Raw genomic sequence first — 21,664 nt, forward strand, 5'->3', positions numbered from 1 at the left:
CCGTTTATCCTCGCTTCAGGATGTGGTAAGATACAGATAGTGAATTTGAGAAGGAACAGGCGGTGATCGTAAGGATGGCGAAAATACTCGTTGTCGATGATGAACAACCGATTGCGGATATATTAAAGTTTAATTTGGAAAAGGAAGGCCATGAGGTCATATGCGCTTATGATGGGGGCAGAGCGGTAGAGCTTGCCTTTGAAGAGAAGCCGGACCTGATCCTGTTGGATTTGATGCTTCCGGTTAAGGATGGTATGGATGTGTGCCGTGAGGTACGAATGAAGCTGAACACGCCTATCATTATGCTGACCGCAAAAGATAACGAGATTGATAAGGTACTGGGGCTGGAGCTGGGAGCGGATGATTATGTTACCAAACCATTTGGAACCCGGGAGCTGCTGGCAAGGGTGAAGGCGCATTTGCGCCGACAGACGAAGGTGCAATTGGCACCTCCTGTGGAATCGGATGCCCGCCAAGGCTTTAAGATCCATGACTTATTTATCGATAGCGATATGTATATGGTGTACAAGGGAGAGCAGCCGCTGGATCTGACACATCGTGAGTTTGAGCTGGTACAATATTTGGCCAAGCAAAGTGGCAAGGTGATGACCCGGGAGCATCTGCTGCAGGCTGTATGGGGCTTTGAATACTTCGGAGATGTGCGCACCGTGGACGTTACGATTCGCAGACTGCGTGAGAAAATCGAGGATGACCCGAGCCGGCCGGAATATATTATGACACGCCGTGGACTCGGATATATGATGCGTAATCCGAAGACCGGGAGCTTTTGATCCATGAAAGGTCTTCGGTTTTTTCAATCGATCCAGGCTAAGCTGATTATTATTTATGTGCTGCTGATTGTCATTGCGATGCAATTGATCGGTGTCTACTTTACCCGGACGCTGGAGAGCTATTTTAAAACCGAATTTATTAATTCCCATAACACGCAGGCGCAGCTGCTGGCCCAATATGTGGAGCCTTACTTATCTGTGAACAATGAAGAGACGAAGTCGGGGGAAGCACGTAAGACGAATGCCGATCTCAATGATGTCGTCAATAATTTGTTTGCGATCAGCAATGCGGAGATTCAGGTTATCGATGCCAACGGGATTGTGCTGTCGACGTCGATGGCGAGCCATCAGGCGGTTGTGAATCAGAAGAATATCCAGACTGAGGTTACTCGTGCCTTACAGGGAATTAAGGATAACCAGCGGATGTTTACCGACTTTGACGGTGTGCGCAAGATGATCATTGCCAAGCCTGTAGGTACGGGCGTCAAGGTGAACGGCGCGGTCTATATTATTGCTTCCATGGAAGAAATGTATAAGCCGATGAATTTAATCAATCGTTTTTTGATCACGGGTACGCTGATGGCGCTGGCCTTGACGGCGATTCTTGGCGTGATGCTGTCAGCTACCATTACGAACCCGATCAAAGCAATCACGAAGCAGGCAACGGCTGTCGCTGAAGGACGATTTAATGCGGAGGTGCCAGTACTCGGACGGGATGAGATCGGGCAGCTGGGGCAGACGTTTAATTTTATGATGGGACGCTTGAAGGAAGCACTTTCCTTGAATGAAGAGGAGAAGGAAAAGCTGGCCTCGATCCTCACGAATATGAATGATGGCTTGATTGCTGCGGACGATGATGGCAAGGTTATTGTGATTAATCGGCGTGCCAAGCAGATTTTGCAGGTGAATGAGGACACAACGCTGGGCAGACAGCTGCATGAGGTACTCGGTATTTCAAGGGACGTGCTGCGACAGTTCGAATTCGGCGAAGACCCGACGCTGCTGCTGCACATTGAGCATGATGAGGAAGAACGGCTGTCCGTGAAGCTAAGCTTTACAGGTCTGTCCAATACGGAAAAAGGTCGCTCCGGTACGATAGCGATGCTCCAGGATGTAACGGATCAGGAGAAGCTGGAGGACTCCAGACGGGAGTTTGTAGCGAATGTATCCCATGAGCTGCGGACACCGCTGACGACGATTAAAAGCTATGTGGAGGCCTTGGAGGATGGTGCTATCAACGATCCGCAGCTGGCCGGCAAATTCATTAGTGTAACCCGTAACGAAACGGAGCGCATGATTCGGCTTGTAACCGATTTGCTCCAGCTGTCCAGACTGGATTCGAAGCAGGCGACACTGAGCAAGGAATACACGAATGTATTCGAGATGCTGGAAGAGGTGGCAGACCGGTTCTCGTTTCAATTGGAGCAGCGGGGAATCAAGATAGTTATTGAGGTAGCCCCTTTTCTGGAGGAAATCAAGATTGACCGCGACCGGATCGATCAGGTGCTCGATAATCTGGTGTCCAATGCCATTAAGTATACGTCAGAGCAAGGACATATAAGGCTTGGGGCTCGTCTTCCTGAACCGGATATGCTGGAGATCGCTGTGCAGGATAACGGAATTGGGATTCCAAAGAAGGACTTGAGCCGGATATTTGAACGGTTTTACCGTGTGGATAAGGCTCGTTCGCGTAACATGGGCGGGACAGGACTTGGTCTCTCGATTGCCCGGGAAATAGTAAGGCTGCATGGTGGGAATGTATGGCTGGATTCGGAGCTTGGTCAGGGAACGAAAGTGACATTTACGCTGCCGTACCCTGGGGATGAGGAGGCTGCTGTACTATGATGGAGACGCTGAAATCGGCCACGCTCATATTGCTTGTTGGACTCAGTTTCGTACAAAGCTATTTTTTATCCTACAGCTCCCCCAATTTTGATCCTTTGGTACAGGACGAATACGTGAAGACGGATCGTATCGGCTCACAGGCGGTGCTGGAGGATTTATTGTTTCCGGATCAGGTTGTTTTGCATTTGGGTAACCTGCAGCATACGGTTCTGTATCGGGGAACAGCTGATTATCGGATGGTAGTAGAGGGCGTAAATCAGCGTTCACTTGATGGGTTTCGTAAAATGAACCTGAGCGCCTTGAACATTAATTGGGATGATGTACGCAACAAGCAGCAAGGCATTGAAGTGAAATTTCGTGATGGCATCCCGATAAATGTGTTGCAACGGGTTATGCAGCTTAAGGGTGAAATGCCGCTTGAAAATGATACTATCACTAAAATCTGGATTTTTACGAAGGAAACCAAGGATGAGGTAAGGACGGTACTGTTCACCGATATACCGAATCTCGTGTATGAGGTGCAGAAATCAGATATTTCCGGCAAGGATATTGAACGGTTTGTAACCGAGGTGCAGAAGCCGGATGCAAGCGGCAAGGAAGTGATGATTCCTTATAAAACAACGAACGGGGATTATTATTTGCCGTTGAAGCCTATTACGTTTGCCGAGGTAAGACTGCCGTTCAAGCAGTTCACCGTAGATCAGCTAAAGCGAAGCTTTTTCGTGGATCCGGCAATTACCCGTAATCTCTCAGAGCGCGACGGTTCGGAAATTTATACAGACGCCAAGCGAGGCCTGCAGCTCAAAAACGACCAGAGGTGGATGACCTATTCCGACCCGGTCGCAGCAGCAACGGCTGTTGACAATAAAGAGGGCTTGCAGGAAAATCTGTTGTCAGCCGTTCAATTCGTGAATCAGCATGGCGGTTGGAACGGAGTGTACTCTCTGCAAAAGGTTCCGCAGCGGCTGCTGCCGGGCAATCAGCCTTTTATTTTCCGGCAATATTATGGCTCGCTGCCGTTGATCGATCAGCGTATGTACACGCTCGGACCGATGAAAATTATTGTGCAAAAAGGGGTTGTCGCCAGCTATGAGCGATCGACGATTATTCCCGATATGAGCAGCATAAGCAATAAGGAAACGACGATTATCGGCGGCGATGCGCTGGATGAGAAGCTGAATGAATATAGCAAAAAGAATTCAGTGATCTCCGTATTTCCCGGATATCGTACCGTTGTGAATGATCAATCGATGGATCTGATACCCGCTTGGGCTGTGGAGTTGCGGGATGGAAGCTATGAGTTTCTGGAGTAGATCGGAAGTGTGCAGCAAGCGGTTAAGCCGAGAAGGGGGTAAGCGATGGACTGGGGCCGGGCCAAAATGATTCTCATCGTGTCATTCTTTATATTGAATGCTGTGCTCGGCTACCAGCTTTGGACGACCCGTTCCGACCTGCTGGAGTTCGATGCCAATACGACGAGCGCAGCAGAGGAAATTCAGCGGCTTTTGAAAAGTAAAAATATTCAGATATCGGCAGAGCTTCCGAAGGAAGTGCCCCGTCTGAAGGAGATTGTGGTCAGGTTTACAGAGCCGGGAAATTCGAATAAGCAGATCAATCTCGAGATTCCGTTCAAGTATAACCCATTGGCAACTAAAGGATCTTCCAAGGATAATGTGGCAGCGCGAGCCGCCATCCCGAATCTCGATAAGTATCAATACGATCCGGTGATGAGCTCTAATGAGCAGTATGTATTTCATCAGCTGTATGGGACACTGCCGATGTTCGAAGTAAGGCTTGAATTGATTGAGCAAAACGGGATGGTAACTGCTTACCGACAGGGGTATGTGGAGGATCAGCTGACAGGTGCCCAGAAGGAGCAAAAGGTAATCTCTCCTTATACGGTGCTTCGCAGCTTAATCGAAACTTATTTCCCAAGCGGTTCAGTAGTGAGCAGCATTAAGCTTGGCTATCATGGCCAAGTGTTTGATTCACAGACGATGTTCCTGGTTCCGTATTGGCGGGTAACGCTGGGTAACGGAGATATTTATTATGTGCATGCGTTTAACGGGGCTGTTGAGCCGCCGCAGAAAAATAAAAGCAATGCATCAGGTTAAGGGGTCAGATGGGAGCTAGTTAGATGGGAATACGGTTTAGTGTGTTAGCAAGTGGTTCCACGGGGAACAGTACGATCGTGGCAACCGAGGATAGCAAGGTGCTGATTGATGCCGGTTTGAGTGCGAAACGGGTGGAGCAGCTGTTGAACGAAAAGGATTTGTCTGGCGCCGATCTGGATGCGATTGTCGTGACGCATGAGCATTCCGACCATATCAAAGGTCTTGGAGCGATGGCTCGCAAATATGATTTGCCGGTTTATGCCAATGAAAAGACCTGGGAGCAGCTTGATAGGCTGATAGGCGGGATTGCTAATGACAAACGTTGTGTGATGGAAACAGGCGGTGTATTGGATCTGGGCAAGCTGAGAGTGGAATCGTTCGGGATTTCGCATGATGCTGCCGAGCCGGTAGGCTATTGCTTCTATCACGAGAATCAAAAGCTGAGTGTGGCAACGGACCTGGGCTATATGAGCCCCAAGGTGAAGGAGCAAATCGACGATAGCGACGTGCTGGTGCTGGAGTCGAATCACGATGTCGAGATGCTGCGCGTCGGGAAATATCCGTGGAATATAAAACGTCGTATTTTGAGTGATATCGGGCATTTATCCAATGAGGCATCCGGTATCGGCTTGTGTGATGTGATGACAGAGAAAACCCAACGTGTGTATTTGGCGCATTTGAGCCGCGACCATAATATGATGGATTTAGCCAAACTGACGGTCAGCCAGATGGTGGAGGAGCGGTTAGCTCCTGATGATCACCGCGCCCGGCTGATGGATACGTATTATGACCGTGCTACAGCTTGGGATCGGCTGGAAGAGGAGTAAATGACTTATCAAGCTCGGCGGACATCACAGCAATATCATGAGCCGTCATAATTCCTTTCTCGACAAGCAGCTCGATAAGAGCTGTAACAAGCAGGCTGTTATGGTAATGGGCATGCTTCAGATCGGCAAGCTGGGCAATCCAATTGACCTGGTCCAAATGCTGATTAATACGATTCATGGGAGGGTTCGTCCTTTCCGGATTCAAGGGTTATATACTTAGTCTAGTCCGAACTTGTAGAAATCATTCCTGTTATTTGAAAGTTTTTGAGATTGCTAGTATGGATGGGTGCTCTGTACGGGGAACGGCAGAGGGGGGAGCGGAAGACGATGGGGTTGTTTGACGATGATTTTTATTCTACAAAGGTGTCTCGCCGTAATGAATGGTCTGTCAAAGGAAAGAAGTTTCATGGCGGCAATAGAAGACGACAAGTCCCATCCTGGCTTCTTCCTGCTTTCGGAGGAGCCGCTATTATGCTGATTGTCTTGGCGTTGTTCCGTCTGGGCAGCGGCTCCGAGCCAGCGGCGGCACCTGTCGCTGCGGCTGTTGCGAATGGGACTGAGCCGGCATCGGGCAATGGAACGGATACCCAGAAGCTGAGCAGTGACTCGGTTGTCAAAGCGGCAGAAAGAATTGGCCCAACGGTAATCAGCATTATCGGCTCTCAAAAGGAAGGCGAAAAGGCAGGCGCGCGCGGATCGATGGGACTCGGATCGGGTGTGATGTTCCAAAGATCGGGAGATAAAGTACGGATCGTGACGAACAACCATGTCGTGGAAGGTTTTGCTCAGCTGGATGTCGTAACCTCAAGCGGTGAACGCAAGAAAGCGACGCTGCTCGGTCGGGATCAAATGACGGACCTCGCCGTCCTGGAAATTGAAGGAAGCGGGATCAAATCGGTAGCGGACTTTGGCGATTCGGATGCGCTGCGGGCAGGCGAGACGGTAATTGCCGTAGGGAATCCACTTGGCTTGGGTTATGCACCAACAGTGACCAGAGGCATCATCAGCTGGCCGAAGCGGACCATTCCCGTGTCGTTGGGTGCACAAGGTGATTACGATTGGGAGATGGATGTCATCCAAACCGATGCGGCGATCAATCAGGGCAACAGCGGCGGTGCGCTTGTCAATCTGGAAGGTAAGATCGTCGGAATCAATACGCTGAAGGTGGCCGACACCGGCGTGGAAGGGTTAGGTTTTGCCATCCCGATCAATTCGGTGAAGTCGATTGTTGAGGTGCTGATCAAGGACCACAAGATCAAAAGGCCATATATGGGCGTGGTGACGCAGGATTTGCAATCTTTTACAGGGACAGAGGTATTAAAGCTGCCTGCTGATGTGAAAGCTGGTATTATCGTGCTCGATGTCACAGGTCCTGCCAAGGATGCGGGCTTGAAGACAAACGATGTAATTGTACAATTGGATACGCAGGCGGTGGACAGCACGCTGGCGCTTCGTAAATATATATACAGTCAAAAGAAAATTGGCGATAAAATCACGATTACGTATTACCGCGGCGGGAAAAAGGCGACTGCTACCATGACGATGGCAGAGCTGAAGGACCGCTAACAGCGAGGATCTAGTATAGAGAAGAGTGGGGTCAGGTTATGTTTGTCGTATGTAAGGAGCATTTGGAATTAGCGATTGATCAGTTTGTTGATGAGTATGAGGATGCACCCGATATCGTGGATATCCAGGAAGTGTCCTTTACCGCATGGAAGCCACCTGTCCATTGTGAGCGGTGTGCAGAGCAGGCAAGGTTTTTGGTTGTATAGCGTAAGGGGCGATAAGGAAAGAAGCCGTACTGTCGCGTGTTGGTTGCGGCTGGGGCTTCTTTTTTGTATGGGGCTGTGTGTAAAGTAAAGTGCCGTTGAGCATAAAAAATAGATCACAGGAGGTTGCGTATGCAGCAGATTCAGATTATTGCGGTTGGCAAGTTGAAGGAGGCTTACCTCGTGCAAGGGATTGCCGAGTATGTGAAGCGCCTTGGGCCGTATGCCAAGGTGCAGATCGTTGAGGTGCCCGATGAGCGGGCACCGGACTCCATGAGCGCCGCTGAAGAGGCGCTCGTCAGGCAGCGCGAGGGGGAACGTATCCTCGCGCAAATCAAGGGCGACGCCTACGTCGTGGCGCTCGCCCTTGATGGCATGCCGCTTACGAGCGATGAGCTCGCACGGCATGTAGAGGGCTTGGCCACGTATGGGCGCAGCCACGTGGCGTTTGTGATCGGGGGCTCGCTGGGCTTAGCCCCCGCGGTGTTGGCGCGCGCCGAGCTGAAGCTGGCGTTCGGACGCATGACCTTGCCGCACCAGCTGATGCGGCTGGTGCTAGTGGAGCAGGTGTATAGGGTGTTTAAGATTATTCGGGGGGAACCGTACCATAAGTAAGCACATGGTTTGGTTCTTTTGAAGCATTAAAGACAAGTTCAATGTCTTTAATGCGCCTGTCTTTTGGTTTATTAGCTTGTGTAAGTGTGATTTTGTTGATAACACTATGGAGTAGGTGTTTTTGTTTCTCAGGCGCAACAATTGGCAACAGTTTTGATAGATGGGAAATAATTGAATACACATCATCAATTGATACCTCTTGCACAGTAGGCTTAAGCATTTCGTGCTGGATGCTATTCATTTTAGCTGTAAGTTCATCTATTTCTAATTCCAACCTTGTTAGATTTTCAATAATGAATTTTGGAACGCTTTCGCATTCTTCTAACGTCTTAGCGTATTTACGTTGATTTTTTTTTGCTAAATCAATCTGCTTTTGTAGGTTTATCATTTGATACTCAAGCGGTTCTTTTATGACTTTAATCTTGCTATTAAGTGTCCCTACCAAATCATTAAGTAAAGACTTATTCGTAGAAGCCTCCTCAAATTTCTTATAAACATATGCTTCAGCATAATCTGCCCAAATCAAGTTTGAATTACAAACAGCAGACCCTTTGTAATGAAAATTACCACACTGATAATAACGTATATAATCTTTTGTACCTTTGGTTCTTTCTGCTCTGTGTCCAATCATACCTTGACCGCACATAGGGCATCTAAGCAAAGTAGTCAATGGGTAATGACCAGTGAATGTTTTGGTAGGTTTAGCTGATTTGGATTCAAATAGTTTACCTACCTTGTCCCATGTATCTAAATCAATTAATGGTTCATGTAAGCCCTTGATGATAATAGGCTTTTCATTTGTACCTTTTCTTCTCTGCTCGGACCAATTCTCTTGCTTATTATATCGGATAAAGCCAGCATATGCAGGATTTAAGATAATTTGCCTAACTGAGTTAGTAGAAAAAGCTTGATTCCTTTTAGTTTTATAACCTTCGTGGTTAAGCTGATTAGCGATTGCTTTGAACCCTTTACCGCTTAAATACAATTTGAAAATATGCCTAACGATGATGGCTTCATCTTCAACGATTATTAGATGCTTGTCCTTGGATGTATAGCCAAGCATTGAACCACCGTTAAAAAGTCCTTCCCTTGCTCTTTGGGACATACCTAATTTAACGTTTTCAACAATAGTATTTCGGTCAAGCTCTGCAAATGTCCCCATCACTTGAAGCATTGCCATTCCCATTGGGGTAGATGCATCTATGTTCTCTTTGAAACTAAAGAATTTAACGTTATGTTTCTTAAATTCTTCAATGAGTGTCAGAAAATCAAGTTGTTTACGGGAAAGCCTCGATATTTTCCATACAGCAACTATGCTAAAGCGTTCATGCTTGCAATCTTCCAGTAATTCTTGGAGTCCTGGTCTATCAACGGATTTAGCGCTTATACCCTCATCCTTATAAATTTTAAATACCTCTAATCCGTTCTTTTGAGAATACTCCGTCAAGGCGTTAATTTGACCATCAATTGAGTAACCATCCTCAGCTTGCTCTTCTGTAGAAACTCTCACGTAAATTGCTACCTTTTCCAATTTAGTTTTCTCCTTTTAGTTGGCTAATTAGGTTGATAATCTGGTTTTTGCTCTCTTTATCCAAGGTGGATAAATTAGTAAGAAATAATTTGCAGAAAAAACTAAAATTATCCTTATCTTTGGTCAGTGCTACAAGATTGGTAAGAATCGTATTTGCTCTTGTGACGTCCCTTTCTATTAAGATATTAAAAGTCTCATGTAAAGTAGCATTTTTAGATTTAATCTCCATGAGTTCACCATATACAAGCCATTGCAAGTTCTTCACAGCCTCCGTAGAGGCATCCTCTACTTTCATACTTGGTGATACAAAATTAAACTGAACGTATGGCATATCCTTTAATGGTGCTATGATTCTAAACTCAGCGAGTATGGAGTCAATTTTGTTCAAATCATAGTTAAGAAACTCCAGTATTTTGTAGCATGTAGCATAGTCGAATGTCTTTATTTTCCCTTTTTCTATTTGGGAAATGTAAGTTATTGCTTTGCCAAGTTTGGTTGATAAGTCCCTTGAACTAATTTTTTGCGCCGTTCTAGCCTGTTTTACGAAATCGCTAAAGCTGAGTAGCTCCATTTGGTTTCCCTCCGTTTATTATCGATATAAGTACAATGTAGCATAAAAAGTTTGTTGTAGCAATATGTTGACAAAAAACATTTTATATACTACAATATGCTACATAAAGATGAGGAGGTATTGATATGACAACAAAAACAATGGAAGCTGAAAAAGGAATGGAACTAATTGAGTCTTTAACAGACAATATATTGGAACTACTTATTTCAAATCATGTAAAGGACGATTATCTATCATTCTTGTTATTGTTCGGAGGAAAACGCCCTGTTGGTTATAGACCGTGGGAAGATGATGAAAAAAATAATATCAATGATTGTAGTAGGGACGAAGATGAATTAATCGATTTGTTGGAGCCTGGTGTTTATCATGCTTATATGGAAGAGAGGGATGAACAAAGAATTACGCAGTTTCTCCTTATACAAGAACACGACATATAATAACCACTAGAGTATTGGAACGATTGTAGTTAGCATTTTGTAAAGCATAATTCAGAAAATTACCAGAAATAATGTGCAAGGGAGCCATAGAATGACAGAGCATTTACATGAAGTATCTATCGATACCCTTTTCTTAGTAGCCAAGCTAACCAAAGAAGAATTAGAAGAAATAAAAGATCAGGTTCGGTTTAATCGGAATTGGAATTACAATAGCTCGTTCAAGTACATCTTGGTAAATATTGAACCGTCATATAGAGTTTATATTGAGCCGAAATTTGGCACGAGATTATACACTAATAGCAGTTACAATATAATGATTCATCTTCATAAAGATGCCATAAAAGCTAAACCTGCATTGATTACACTATTATTAAAAATAGGAAATTGGAAGGTTAAAGTTATGCATGTTGCTTATGATTGGAATATTGCCTTTTCCCGACACTTTATTTATAAGAGTGATAATGTGAAGATGGAGAGACATAAGGGAAGGAATCCAAGTTACTACTTATATAGTAAAAAGACAAATCCATGCATTGCCTTTGTGTACGATAAGAAAAATCAACTCTTAGAAAGTAAGAATATTAATATAGCTGAAAAACATCTTACTCGTTTTGAGATAAGAATCCGACCAAGACATAAAAATGCCCCATATAACGATCTAGCATGGGTAAAAAGTTATATGGATAAATTCACTTTCATACCAGACTGCGAAATAGTCACAAGGGCTTTGGCTAAAAGTCATGATAAAGAAAGTTTCGAAATTGTACGCAGAAGGAAAGGGATGAATTGGAAGGGGGTCTCAAAGAGGTCAAAGGAAAAGATAAGGGATTTATGCAAAGTAGCTGCTATTAACTTTTATGGTCTATTCGAGCAGCATAGCCTAAAGAGTAATTTATTTTAATATAAAGAGCCCAATCTATTAAGGAATGGGCTGATACATAAAAGTAACATTTCATGTAAGGCTGGAGCATCTTCTGACGAACGAGAGTGCTCTCTAAGACACGCTCATGCATTTCCAATCTATCAACATTACAAAGGTGGAGCGGTGGCGCAGAGTCAATCCTGCACATATGTTTTGATACAAATACAAAGTTTCCAAAACATACTAAGCAAAATCAAATTCACCTTGTTCTAGTTCAATAATATTAAACACCCTATTAAACTTCCTTTGAAATTCTTCCCATGTATCTGCCGCTTGCATTAATGTAATCACTTTTATTAAATGTTTCTCTAAATGAACGTTGCCTATATCAAGACTTAAAAATTGATGATGCCTAAACTTTCTTCGACCAGGAGAGGTAGTTGGGTTTTTCTGTTGAAGTTCTTCTTTTACTCCAGGAGGTAAAAGTTCATATACATACTTGTTAGTATAATAGCCGACTATACTTGGTCGTTTACCTGCTGGTCTTGGATAATCCCATTTCCTAAGTCGGAACATTTCCTTATAAAATTCATCAGGGAAACGTTTCGCCCATGGTAGAAGTTCCTCAGAAATATATGCTGCTAGTAATTTTTGAAGTTCTTCCCTGTCTCTATCAACCTGATAACCAGTAGCTTCATCTACAAGTGCAACAATACCAATTTTCGACAAACTTCTAACTATAATTTCACTTGCCTTAGCTAGATTTTCTTGTTGAACATTTAATTGCTTGTCCAAACGGGAAGATAGGTATACATCACATAACATGGGGATTATTCCTGCTTTATACCCTTCAACTAATTTTCCATTGCTGCCCTTATAGACTATTTTTTCATATAATAATTGTTTGAGGTCCGAATTGATATAAGGTAATAGGTTATTGGCATCAATGAAACTTGGTAGATCGGGCATATCTGCAACACGTATTTCACCACTTTTGCGACCGCGATTAGTCCTACCAAATACAATGAATATCGCATTTTTAGAAATAATCCTTGAGCCGTCTTCAAGAACAGCACAGTTTAATTCCTTTTCACCGATTTTTAATTTTCCATGATGCGTAGCGACCATAACGTTTTTATTCTCTTCCATATAAGTATCCATATCAATATCTCCTTCGCTTTGTATTTATCAGCAGAACTTTTGACAAAGCTTCAGCCTTTTCCGTGTCGTATCCCAGGATTTGGGCAACTTCAAGTTTATAGCTGTTAAACAGTGAGTTAAATTTCTTAAGTATTCTGTAAGCTGTCTTCTTATCAATGTTGACAATCACCGATAGCTTCCTGGAACTTAACTTATTATCTTGCAGATAAACGTCAAGTGATGTTACCCATTTTCTTAAATCAATTTTGGTGTTGTGCATTACCGTATTAACAGTTAGGCTGTGGTCAGAATTGCATGAATTACAGTGAAATCTAAAAGAGAAACGTAGTGGTGTATTTGATTTTGAGTTACAAAAGGGACAAATGATCTCAGATTTCCATTTGAGTGTTAATAGATACTCCGTGTAAGCATCCTCCGTAGGAAAGGTAATAAAGTATTCATTGACCATTATTGCAACCCCTTGAGAATTTCCCTAATATTAACATATTAAATACAATCGGACACTATAATTAGATGGGTCATTTTAGTATAAAGTTTAGTATAAGAACTTTTAGAAAATCCATATAAAGTAAAATGATCCAATATTAGCTCCAAGCATCTTCACAGCTGCGATAGGGTATCCACTAAAACAAAGATTAGTAAAGAATATATAGGTTCCTCACGATTTTCTTTTGGAATAAAAAATAAAAAAAGTACCAAGCAAGACCAATAACTTGCTTGGTTATACGAACTTTAGTTCGATAATAATGTCGTTAGTTAATTTTGACCTCATATTCTTTTACAAGTCTATAGAATGTCGGTTTGGTTAGTTTCGATAACTCCATAGCTTTTACTGCGGTTATTTCTCCATCTTTCCATTGCTTATACGCTTTCTTAAAAGCTTCTGAAATTTCTACTCTTGGTCTGCCTATTTGCTTGTTATTCATTCTGGCAACCGCAATGCCTTCTGCTTGGCGTTCTTTAATCAAGTCACGCTCAAACTCGTACAACGCTCCAAATATCGTCAGCATTAGCTTCCCTTGTGGTGTTGATGTGTCTATGCGTTCCTTTAATGATACAAGGGCTACACCTTTGTCCGATAAATCTTTAACAATGCTTAACAAGTCAACGGTATTCCTTGCTAATCGACTAAAAGATTCAATATAAACGGAGTCACCTTCTCGTACAAATGAGAGCATTTCTATGAGTTTTGGTCGTTCCTTGGTTGCACCGCTAATCTTTTCGGTATAGAATTTCTCAATTAAGTGTTCTTTCATCATTTCTAATTGACGCTGTTCGTTTTGATCTGCTGAACTTACACGTATGTAGGCAACTTTCATTCTTTCACGCCTCTCCAATTGAACTAGGTAATACTATTGTCCAACAAACCGTTTCTAAAAGTCAATAATATTTTTGATACGTCCCTAAAATAAAAAAGGACTTAAAGAAACTTACCGAACTCTTATTATACCGATACTAGAAAAGCGTTAAGAAAGGTGTGCTTTTTGATACGCTATTTTAATTAAACTAGACACTAGACACTAGATGCTCTCAAAGGGTAATACCCGGGGGTAGTTCCTACTTTATTTGATTTTGATATAACATATATGACTCGTAGCGCTACAAGAGCGCCAAGTGAAACAAAAACGACCACGACATTGAATCCGTCGTGATCGTTTAGCTTTTAGTATTCTTACCGTAATCAATTGCGGATAGCACTTCCAGACTTATTTTTTGCGCTATTCGAATTTCTTCTATTGAACGTTTCATTAGGGAAGCGTAAAGGTTGTCAAGAACCAATTTCTTATCGGCACGGGCTTCAAACAAGTTTAGATCATGAAATTGTAAGAGTTCGCTCGGTGAGGATTCTAAGGCATTTGCAATTTTTTCGATGGTTGCAAGTGATAAGTTTCGACCATCTCTTTCAAGTCTTGTTAGGTATGTATAAGACAAATTTGCTTTTTCGGCAAGTTGTTCTTGAGTCAAACCTTTTTCTTTCCGCAGTATTCGTATTTTGGCTCCGACTAACTTATAAAAGTCCGACAATCAAACCACCTCTCTATTTTAAGAGTAGGTTAGTATAAATACAACGCACAGTTAACTACAGAACAAATAATTATTGAATTTTTGTCTTATAATGTTTATAGTCTAGGAATATAGTGCAAAATTGGGAAATATTATTTACAAGTATAAGTAGTGAATGAGCAGGTTAGACAAAATGGACGGATATTTTCAATATGTAGTTAAGAGTTTATCCAAGCAAGAAGTAGCCGTGTTGTCCGCACTCAAAGATAATGACCTACAATTAAGATTAAAGCCATAAAGAATACGCTTCTATTAGAAAAGTGTGATTTATCTGAAGCGATACTTCGAAAGGTGCTTGATAAGTTAAAAGCTCTAAGGTTCGTTGAGGTTAATAGTGAATGAAGGAGCATTCTCTTTATATAACAGATTTTGTGAAGACTGCTTTGAAGATAGCATTGGAGAGTTAGTTAAGTAATATTTTATATAGAAGGGAATACAGGAAATGAACAATGAGAAAAGGAAGAGAAGCTGGAAGGGCTGGATAGTATATTTTGTTGTAGTTAGTCCTATTACGGTTTGGGCGTTCAGTTGGGAAACTATAAAGGGTGAGGAAACTAACTTTTTTGGTTGGTTTGCTTTAGTTTTTTTCTTTTTAATGATTCCTGCTTGGATTAGCAATGCGAAAGAGAAGGAACAAGAAAGAGAAGAAAAAACTAATACTAGATTGAATGCATTCCATGGCAATATCAGAGTAAATAAAGGCTTTAACGTTTCAAAGAAAATAATTGCGGCTGACCTTGACACAGCAATCTGCCTTGATGAAGAGTCAAAGACAATTTGTTTAATGTACGCAGGTATGAAAACCTCAAAAGTGTATTCATACAAGGATATTCTTGAAGTGGAAGTTGTTGAAGATGGAAATACAATTACCAAAACATCAAGAGGAAGCCAAGTAGGTGGTGCATTAATTGGGGCTGTGCTTGCTGGAGGTGTTGGAGCAATTATTGGTGGATTGTCAGGCAGTAAAGTTCAATCAAATCGAATTAATCGGATTGATCTGAAGATGGTCGTTAACGATACAGAAAAACCTGTTGTGTTTATTAACTTTATGAATGAATACGATGAAGCAACAGGCATCAAGGACACTAGAGGTGAGAAAAAGGATAGCAAGAAATATAAGTCAGCATATGAAAAAGTCACTCAATGGCATGGATTAATGAGTGTGCTAATAAAACGTGCAGATGAGGATGATAAAACAGAGGTTGCTAGGATCGATAACAGTAATTCTGTAGCTAATGAAATTTCTAAATTATTCAAACTTCAAACTGAAGGAATAATTACAAAAGATGAATTTGAAAGGCAAAAAGAGAAACTGTTAGCAAAATAACGGAAAGAGCCTATGGGGGGAATACCGTAAGGCTCTTTCCTTTTACAGCGGCACAATGAGTTCGGCTAAAATTACATTACAATGTATATTTTGTGTTCATAAGTAACTATGTTCTTTGATTGGTTTAGGTGAACCGTACCATAAATGACGGCTAAATTTTTCGTGCGGAAGGGCGTAGAGGCGCTGTAAGAGGTTGGAACTGGTAGGATGAGGGACGTAATAGAAGAAGCCCAATTAGCTTCTTTATGAGGCTAATACGGGCTTTGTTGGTTCTTTATATTTGAATATCTTCATTCTATTCTGTGCATTTTTATACACAGGTTGCTTTACACGTATAAATGAAATCAGTAATTTGTCCAACAGTTTCCTCGAAAGCCCCCCTTTTTAAATCATGCTCCCATACCCGTAACACATTCCAGCCCTTCTCTTGGTAAAAATCGTTCACAATTTTATCCCTATTTTGGTTTCTTGTTATTTTTGCATACCAATATTCCTTATTCGACTGTGGTGGTTTATAATGTATAGAACAGCCATGCCAAAAGCAAGAGTCGATAAAAATTACAATGTTGTATTTCTTGATTACAATATCCGGTTTGCCAAGTAAGTCCTTAACATTTCTGCGAAACCTAATTCCATTTCGCCATAGGGCTCTTGAAACAGATGTTTCTAACTTTGAAACTGATTTGACTGCTCTCATGTTATTACTTCTCTTATCAGGACTAATTGAATCCATTTGACTTTCACCCTCTTATACTATCATTATTAATAGCATATATGATATTAAGGGGAAGCCCAATATGATTCTTATTTCCAGTTCTTTAGATAAGAGTTGGGTTTATTTGGTTTTTTCATAAAAGCTGTTCATTAATATAATAGAATCATAGAAAAAGCTATTTTATTACGAACGTTTGTTTGGTATACTTAAAGTAAAATATGGAGGGCGTATATATGGAGAAATTAACTGCCATATCATTATTTTCTGGGGCAGGTGGATTTGACCTTGGCATTGAAGCAGCAGGATTTGAAACACGTGCCTGCGTTGAAATCGATTATCATAGCTGCACCACATTGAAAAATAATAGGCGCAATGGGAAAAAAACAGGGAAACATTCATTTTTCCATAATGCAGTTGTTCTTCAGAAGGATATTCGTACTGTAGAGCCCCAAAGATTACTTCGGGCCGCAAGATTAAAACAAGGTGAAGTTTCATTGGTGATTGGTGGACCACCATGTCAATCTTTTTCAGTTTTTGGAAGCAGAAAGGGTATGGAAGACCCTCGCGGCACTCTCTTGTGGGAATATATTAGGATGATTCGCGGCATAAAGCCTAAAGCGTTTATCTTTGAGAATGTAGCTGGACTGCTAACCATAGATAACGGAAAGGTCTTCGAGAGCTTTCTTGATGAAGTCTGCAGGGATGAAAACGGGAATAAACAATACACTTTGTCGCATTATTTGCTAAATACAGCCGATTATGGTGTTCCTCAATTCAGATCAAGATTAATTGTGTTTGGAACTCTAAACGGGGTGAAAGTGAGCAAGCCAGCGCCAACTCACCTTCCAAATCAAGAGTCGCAGTTAAAAGACCTGAACTTGCTTGCAACTCCTGTGGTAGGAGATATTCTTAAAGGTTTGCCCGAACTGCCCAACAAGGATATACCTAATCATATAGGAAGGGAGCACAGTGAAAGAATCATAGAACGGTATTCCCAACTTTCATTTGGAGAAAGGGATTCGAAAACAAGGATAAATAAATTGCATCCTGAGAAGCCGAGCTTTACTATTGTAGTTGGTTCTGACAAAGGAGGGGGAAAAGGACATATACACCCTTATCAACCCAGAGAAGTGACCCCTCGTGAGTCTGCCAGAATTCAAACATTTCCTGATTTTTGGGCCTTTTCAGGGACAAGCAGGCATCCTATAAGACAGATAGGTAATGCAGTTCCTTCAGTGTTTGCGGCTCAGCTTGCATCCCACTTAATAAAGGAAGCATTTAACGTGGATAGCACTACTAGTTATGAAGATATTATCGAAACGCTAGGCCTGAGCTACTTAAAGACTGGGAGCGCAACCGACCATGAAATGGTCACTGTATAATACATAATAGGGGATGAGCAATGAAAATCTGCTCATCCCTTATTTGTTTAACCTAGAAAATGATTCAATACTTGTCGTGATTCTTGAGGGCAGTCAAAATTTATCTCATCTACAAGCCAGCAACAATGGATGCCCCTATCTTTCACCAAATATTCGATCAACCAGGCATCGGGTTTTGTTTGAAGAACTAGACACAAAATGGAATTTGCTGAACTTGACCGAAATCTGTATTCGTAGAGTTGGGAGATTCCTTTCCTAATCTGAGCTAAAACATTGTCAGGGTTACAGCTCTTCATCTCAAAAATATATTGAGTGCCATTTAAATCAACATATAGATCGATAAATATATTTTCTAAAGGATTTCCTCCTGAGTGGCGTGCTAGAGTTGCAATCATGTTAACCATACGGGCATGGTCACGATTAGCCTTTTCCCTTTTGAGTCTTGTCAGTTCTGGGTCCGCTGATGCTTGCATGGATGAATACCGTCTTGTATTTGATACGGAATTATCATATGCCCCCATTACCGGAAAACTCATTGGTTGGGATTCCCTTATCACTCCTGCCGAGGAAGGAGCACTGCCCACTTCGGTAATCTTGTATAATAAACTTGTTGATAGATTTGCAGCAGAATCATAGTATCTGCCCCAAGCTAAACTGCGAACTTCTTTTTCTAGCTCGGCGCGCGTATTGCAATTGTTAAAAACAGCGAAGAATGATGTCATTTCAGAAATGGATTTTACCATTTCAATTTTATCATTCCTAAGGGAATCCAGTTTTAGCCCATTTGAAGTCCGGAGTAACAAACCCGTTTGTTCAAGTATATGAAAGTTGCGTTTGAATTTCGATAACTTATCACTCAGCCATCGAGGGGGGGCAATTCTCGTAAGGTCTTCCAAAACCTCAATAATTAGTTGAAAAGAAGGGTTTGGCGTAGTGTTAGTACGGATATCGTTAAAAAGCGCGAATAACTCCTTGTACGTGATTTCTGTATCTTCGAGGGGAAATCCCAAATATTGGGATTTTGCAAGCAAAGCTCTGCAAATTAGCCTGAAGGGAACTATTCTAAGATTTTGATTTATTTCCCTAAGAGTGTCAGTTAACGCATTTGCTTGAGCACGAACACTAGTATTTCCCGAGTTAGTTATTGAATAAGCAGCCCCCGCGCCGTTTGGATATTGAAACAGGGCTAATTGTGTCCGGCAGAATGCTTCAACGTCTGGTTCGGTGCAGCATAGGTACTTTTTGGCCGCATCGGTAAGATAAATGTATAGTCCTCCGCTATTCTCTTCAATTCTATACAATCCCAAATATGTTCCATAGGCACCAAATTCATCCCGATAATTAGAGGAATCCCGCTGAGTATAAGGTGAACGCTGGCTTAGTGTGGTAAATTGGTCGAGCAGCAGTTCTCGGTCATACTCTTGGCTATCGAACATGGAGAACATTTCCGCAATCTCCAATAAATAATCAGGCCAATCCTCACTTGAGCTTTCTATTTTGTTGACAAAAAACTTAGTGATTGTCGGGTTGTCGGGTAAAGCCATTATATCCATTCCTTCCTGTGCCTCAAGTAAGGGGAAATAAGAACTACTTTCCTTTCCATTATACTCCCAAAAGTTGTATATATGAACTAGAACCTTGTACTTGCGTTTGAACAACTAAATTCTAGACAAAAACCACCGATCCCTGGTGGTTTTTGTCTGACTGTATACCCATTCCTGCTAATAAGCATTGCTTATTAATATTCGTGTCCAAGCCCAAATGTTCATCAAAAAAACAATGTAGAAAAGAGAAGAAAACCATAAAAGAATACAAAAATCCCCAAAATAGCGATGGTTTCATTCTGAGCATTAGGATAAACAATGCCAGAATAAAGGAGTTACTTTTGTCATGAGATTTTTCCCAAATGAAAGATTGAAAGCCCTAGCGACTTTCGCCAGGGTTGATTTGGGATGTATACAAGTGTGGAGCGACGACTCATTAACCATCGGTTCCACTGATCGGATCGAATACTATGTTACGAAAAGGAAAAGAACAAACGGCCATTTGCTAGGCAGACAAGATGGCTTCTATATTTATGTAAACCAAATCGAAATCCCAGGGATATCAATAATTGAACCATGTGAGGAGTAGTGACAATGACTGAAAGAACAGATAATCATCCACAAGAAATCGAAAGCAAGCTGCTGAAATATTTGAAGGAAAAGCTAGAACGGAACGGTGATATAATGAATGACCCTGACTCCTACGGCAACATATGGATCATGGTGCTCTCCATAATTCCCTATGCACACAACCTAAAAGAATACTTACCCGCCTGCTTGGATGAGAGCCAAATACGCCATCCTGAGCAGGCTTTTCTAATTCGTGTGGTGCTGCGGACGACCACCTTGCAAGGCAGCAACGTATATGTAGACGGTACAACCCTCTGCCTGTCATTGGATAGCGGCACAGAAAAGATAGAGATTCTAATGGAAGAAGCTGCATTCTCTGATGCTCCCAAGTTCCATGGGGGACCCATACCAAGCGCTATTCAGTGGGTTATCCAATTGTCAGAGCCTTGCTGCCTGCAGTTCGAAGACCCGTTTCTGACGCAAGAGCAGAGGATTGCCCTGAACGGACAAGATGGGGACTACAAGCTGACAGAGGAGCAACAAGAAGTGCTCCCCTCAAAGACGGCCATTTCCGATGATTTCGACAAATGGTTCTAACCCCAGGCAAACTAGCAAACCCAAAATAGCGAAAGTGCTGTCAGAAGCGTAACATGACGCAATTGACACTACTTTCGACATTTTACTGAAAAAGGAGCCGAATCCTTCCTGCGGGGAAGATATTTTCATAGACCGCAACAGTTTCAATATCTGATTCGAAAGCTATTTACGGAGAACGTTACGTATGGAATGGCTACAAAAAGTTATCAAGGCCAGTTGCCGGAAAGGAGGTGAGGATCGATGAAGAATCCACATGAGGATTATCAAGAGCTTGTTGAGGAAGAAGATATTTTAATCAACCGCATTGCAACGTGTAAAGAGACAATCGACACAGTCTTACAGACGCTCTATGACAAAGATGGGCCAATTCATGTTCAAACTGTCCGCGATATATTGAGTGCCGTACATGACGTTCAAGTCAAACTCGAACGCGAATTGCTGATCGTCTGCGCAAACAAAAAGCTTACGGCCCGTGACATGAACCATAAGCCTTCCCAATTTACTTAGTATTCTCATTCCAATCAAGTACGGCTTTCAGAACCACCAGCGCTTTGGTGTGTTCCTGTGTCGGTCTTACCGACAACAACTCCACAATTTCCCCCAATGCATCTGTTCGGTCGGCAGGATCAATCAGTCGGAATAATTCCTCTAATGACATGGACAATCCCTCAGCAACCTTCTTCAAAGTAAAAACAGATAGGCTCTTCTCACCGCGCTCAATCTGGCCGATGTAGTTCGAGTTCAGCTCAGCCAATTCTCCCAGTTTCTCCTGCGATAGTCCTTTCTCCGTACGTAGTACCCGAATTCTATCTCCTACTATTTTTACAAACGCTTCTGCAGCCTTTTGATCACTTTTCGCTTTATGAACCATGGGAAATCACCTCATGATAAGCGTAGAGAGAGTTAATCTTAGTAACCAACTACCACAAATACGAATTAGAT

The 21,664-nt window shown here is 42.2% G+C and carries 24 protein-coding genes; 14 read left to right on the forward strand and 10 right to left on the reverse strand.

The window, feature by feature from the left end:
* The first annotated feature begins 74 nt into the window (after positions 1-74).
* Genes yycF through NST47_RS01440 form a run of 5 tightly spaced genes read left to right on the forward strand, consistent with a single transcriptional unit; the run spans position 75 to position 5,577 of the window.
* On the forward strand, positions 75-791 hold the full coding sequence (gene yycF / locus NST47_RS01420) for a response regulator YycF (RefSeq protein ID WP_341153616.1): 717 nt from the start codon (positions 75-77) through the stop codon (positions 789-791).
* Between the two features lie 3 nt (positions 792-794).
* A complete protein-coding gene (gene walK / locus NST47_RS01425) occupies positions 795-2,636 on the forward strand; it encodes a cell wall metabolism sensor histidine kinase WalK (protein WP_341153617.1) in 1,842 nt (613 codons plus the stop codon).
* On the forward strand, positions 2,633-3,949 hold the full coding sequence (locus NST47_RS01430; protein ID WP_341153618.1) for a YycH family regulatory protein: 1,317 nt from the start codon (positions 2,633-2,635) through the stop codon (positions 3,947-3,949). Before walK ends, NST47_RS01430 begins: the two co-directional genes overlap by 4 nt.
* A 45-nt stretch (positions 3,950-3,994) precedes the next feature.
* Entirely contained in the window at positions 3,995-4,750 is a 756-nt protein-coding gene (gene yycI, locus NST47_RS01435; protein WP_341153619.1) for a two-component system regulatory protein YycI, read from the forward strand.
* 23 nt (positions 4,751-4,773) lie between these two features.
* Positions 4,774-5,577 (forward strand): MBL fold metallo-hydrolase, encoded by an 804-nt coding sequence (locus NST47_RS01440; protein ID WP_076237554.1) that lies wholly within the window; start codon positions 4,774-4,776, stop codon positions 5,575-5,577.
* Here the strand turns inward: NST47_RS01440 and NST47_RS01445 are convergent.
* On the reverse strand, positions 5,546-5,755 hold the full coding sequence (locus NST47_RS01445) for a hypothetical protein (RefSeq protein WP_076237553.1): 210 nt from the start codon (positions 5,753-5,755) through the stop codon (positions 5,546-5,548). The two genes, NST47_RS01440 and NST47_RS01445, sit on opposite strands and share 32 nt — an antisense overlap.
* Before the next feature lie 149 nt (positions 5,756-5,904).
* On the opposite strand from NST47_RS01445, the gene NST47_RS01450 reads away from it, so the two are divergent.
* The 3 genes from NST47_RS01450 (at position 5,905) to rlmH (ending at position 7,961) form a co-directional block, all read left to right on the forward strand.
* Positions 5,905-7,143, forward strand: a complete 1,239-nt coding sequence (locus NST47_RS01450; protein WP_341153620.1) for a S1C family serine protease — start codon at positions 5,905-5,907, stop codon at positions 7,141-7,143.
* Positions 7,144-7,181: 38 nt separating this feature from the next.
* Positions 7,182-7,349 (forward strand): CxxH/CxxC protein, encoded by a 168-nt coding sequence (locus NST47_RS01455; RefSeq protein WP_076237551.1) that lies wholly within the window; start codon positions 7,182-7,184, stop codon positions 7,347-7,349.
* 129 nt (positions 7,350-7,478) lie between these two features.
* Entirely contained in the window at positions 7,479-7,961 is a 483-nt protein-coding gene (rlmH, locus tag NST47_RS01460; protein ID WP_091174447.1) for a 23S rRNA (pseudouridine(1915)-N(3))-methyltransferase RlmH, read from the forward strand.
* On the opposite strand, the gene NST47_RS01465 is transcribed toward rlmH, so the two are convergent.
* The gene (locus NST47_RS01465) at positions 7,933-9,492 is read right to left on the reverse strand and encodes a recombinase family protein (protein WP_341153621.1); all 1,560 of its coding nucleotides are present in this window, start codon (positions 9,490-9,492) and stop codon (positions 7,933-7,935) included. The two genes, rlmH and NST47_RS01465, sit on opposite strands and share 29 nt — an antisense overlap.
* 1 nt (position 9,493) lies before the next feature.
* Entirely contained in the window at positions 9,494-10,063 is a 570-nt protein-coding gene (locus tag NST47_RS01470; protein WP_341153622.1) for a helix-turn-helix domain-containing protein, read from the reverse strand.
* Positions 10,064-10,188: 125 nt separating this feature from the next.
* Here NST47_RS01470 and NST47_RS01475 point away from each other — a divergent pair, with 125 nt between their 5' ends.
* Together NST47_RS01475 and NST47_RS01480 are read left to right on the forward strand one after the other, a co-directional pair.
* Positions 10,189-10,500, forward strand: coding sequence for a hypothetical protein (locus tag NST47_RS01475; RefSeq protein ID WP_341153623.1), 312 nt, complete (start codon positions 10,189-10,191; stop codon positions 10,498-10,500).
* Between the two features lie 91 nt (positions 10,501-10,591).
* Positions 10,592-11,401, forward strand: a complete 810-nt coding sequence (locus tag NST47_RS01480) for a hypothetical protein (RefSeq protein ID WP_341153624.1) — start codon at positions 10,592-10,594, stop codon at positions 11,399-11,401.
* Positions 11,402-11,605: 204 nt separating this feature from the next.
* On the opposite strand, the gene NST47_RS01485 is transcribed toward NST47_RS01480, so the two are convergent.
* The 4 genes from NST47_RS01485 to NST47_RS01495 form a co-directional block, all read right to left on the reverse strand.
* Complete coding sequence (locus tag NST47_RS01485; RefSeq protein ID WP_341153625.1) at positions 11,606-12,523, reverse strand: P63C domain-containing protein; 918 nt, start codon at positions 12,521-12,523, stop codon at positions 11,606-11,608.
* A 1-nt stretch (position 12,524) separates the two neighbouring features.
* Positions 12,525-12,971, reverse strand: coding sequence for a transposase (locus NST47_RS37100; protein WP_445667343.1), 447 nt, complete (start codon positions 12,969-12,971; stop codon positions 12,525-12,527).
* Positions 12,972-13,275: 304 nt separating this feature from the next.
* Entirely contained in the window at positions 13,276-13,842 is a 567-nt protein-coding gene (locus NST47_RS01490) for a recombinase family protein (RefSeq protein WP_341153626.1), read from the reverse strand.
* Positions 13,843-14,179: 337 nt separating this feature from the next.
* On the reverse strand, positions 14,180-14,548 hold the full coding sequence (locus NST47_RS01495; RefSeq protein WP_341153627.1) for a helix-turn-helix domain-containing protein: 369 nt from the start codon (positions 14,546-14,548) through the stop codon (positions 14,180-14,182).
* A 481-nt stretch (positions 14,549-15,029) separates the two neighbouring features.
* Between NST47_RS01495 and NST47_RS01500 the strand changes: the two genes are divergently transcribed.
* Positions 15,030-15,914 (forward strand): SHOCT domain-containing protein, encoded by an 885-nt coding sequence (locus NST47_RS01500; protein ID WP_341153628.1) that lies wholly within the window; start codon positions 15,030-15,032, stop codon positions 15,912-15,914.
* Between the two features lie 310 nt (positions 15,915-16,224).
* Here the strand turns inward: NST47_RS01500 and NST47_RS01505 are convergent, their stop codons facing one another.
* Positions 16,225-16,647 carry a very short patch repair endonuclease gene (locus NST47_RS01505; RefSeq protein WP_341153629.1) on the reverse strand — a complete coding sequence of 141 codons (423 nt, stop codon included), beginning with the start codon at positions 16,645-16,647 and terminating at the stop codon, positions 16,225-16,227.
* 215 nt (positions 16,648-16,862) lie between these two features.
* On the opposite strand from NST47_RS01505, the gene NST47_RS01510 reads away from it, so the two are divergent.
* Entirely contained in the window at positions 16,863-18,011 is a 1,149-nt protein-coding gene (locus NST47_RS01510) for a DNA cytosine methyltransferase (RefSeq protein ID WP_341153630.1), read from the forward strand.
* Positions 18,012-18,058: 47 nt separating this feature from the next.
* Here the strand turns inward: NST47_RS01510 and NST47_RS01515 are convergent, their stop codons facing one another.
* Positions 18,059-19,669 carry a hypothetical protein gene (locus tag NST47_RS01515; RefSeq protein WP_341153631.1) on the reverse strand — a complete coding sequence of 537 codons (1,611 nt, stop codon included), beginning with the start codon at positions 19,667-19,669 and terminating at the stop codon, positions 18,059-18,061.
* 480 nt (positions 19,670-20,149) lie between these two features.
* Between NST47_RS01515 and NST47_RS01520 the strand changes: the two genes are divergently transcribed.
* Together NST47_RS01520 and NST47_RS01525 are read left to right on the forward strand one after the other, a co-directional pair.
* Positions 20,150-20,722: a hypothetical protein gene (locus NST47_RS01520; RefSeq protein WP_341153632.1), complete on the forward strand. Its 573-nt coding sequence runs from the start codon at positions 20,150-20,152 to the stop codon at positions 20,720-20,722.
* A 240-nt stretch (positions 20,723-20,962) separates the two neighbouring features.
* Positions 20,963-21,229 (forward strand): hypothetical protein, encoded by a 267-nt coding sequence (locus tag NST47_RS01525; protein WP_341153633.1) that lies wholly within the window; start codon positions 20,963-20,965, stop codon positions 21,227-21,229.
* On the opposite strand, the gene NST47_RS01530 is transcribed toward NST47_RS01525, so the two are convergent.
* Positions 21,222-21,593 (reverse strand): helix-turn-helix domain-containing protein, encoded by a 372-nt coding sequence (locus tag NST47_RS01530; RefSeq protein ID WP_341153634.1) that lies wholly within the window; start codon positions 21,591-21,593, stop codon positions 21,222-21,224. The two genes, NST47_RS01525 and NST47_RS01530, sit on opposite strands and share 8 nt — an antisense overlap.
* Positions 21,594-21,664 lie beyond the last annotated feature (71 nt).

Origin of the sequence: Paenibacillus sp. FSL H8-0034 (assembly GCF_038000305.1) — a bacterium.
In the GTDB taxonomy this organism is placed as follows: domain Bacteria; phylum Bacillota; class Bacilli; order Paenibacillales; family NBRC-103111; genus Paenibacillus_S.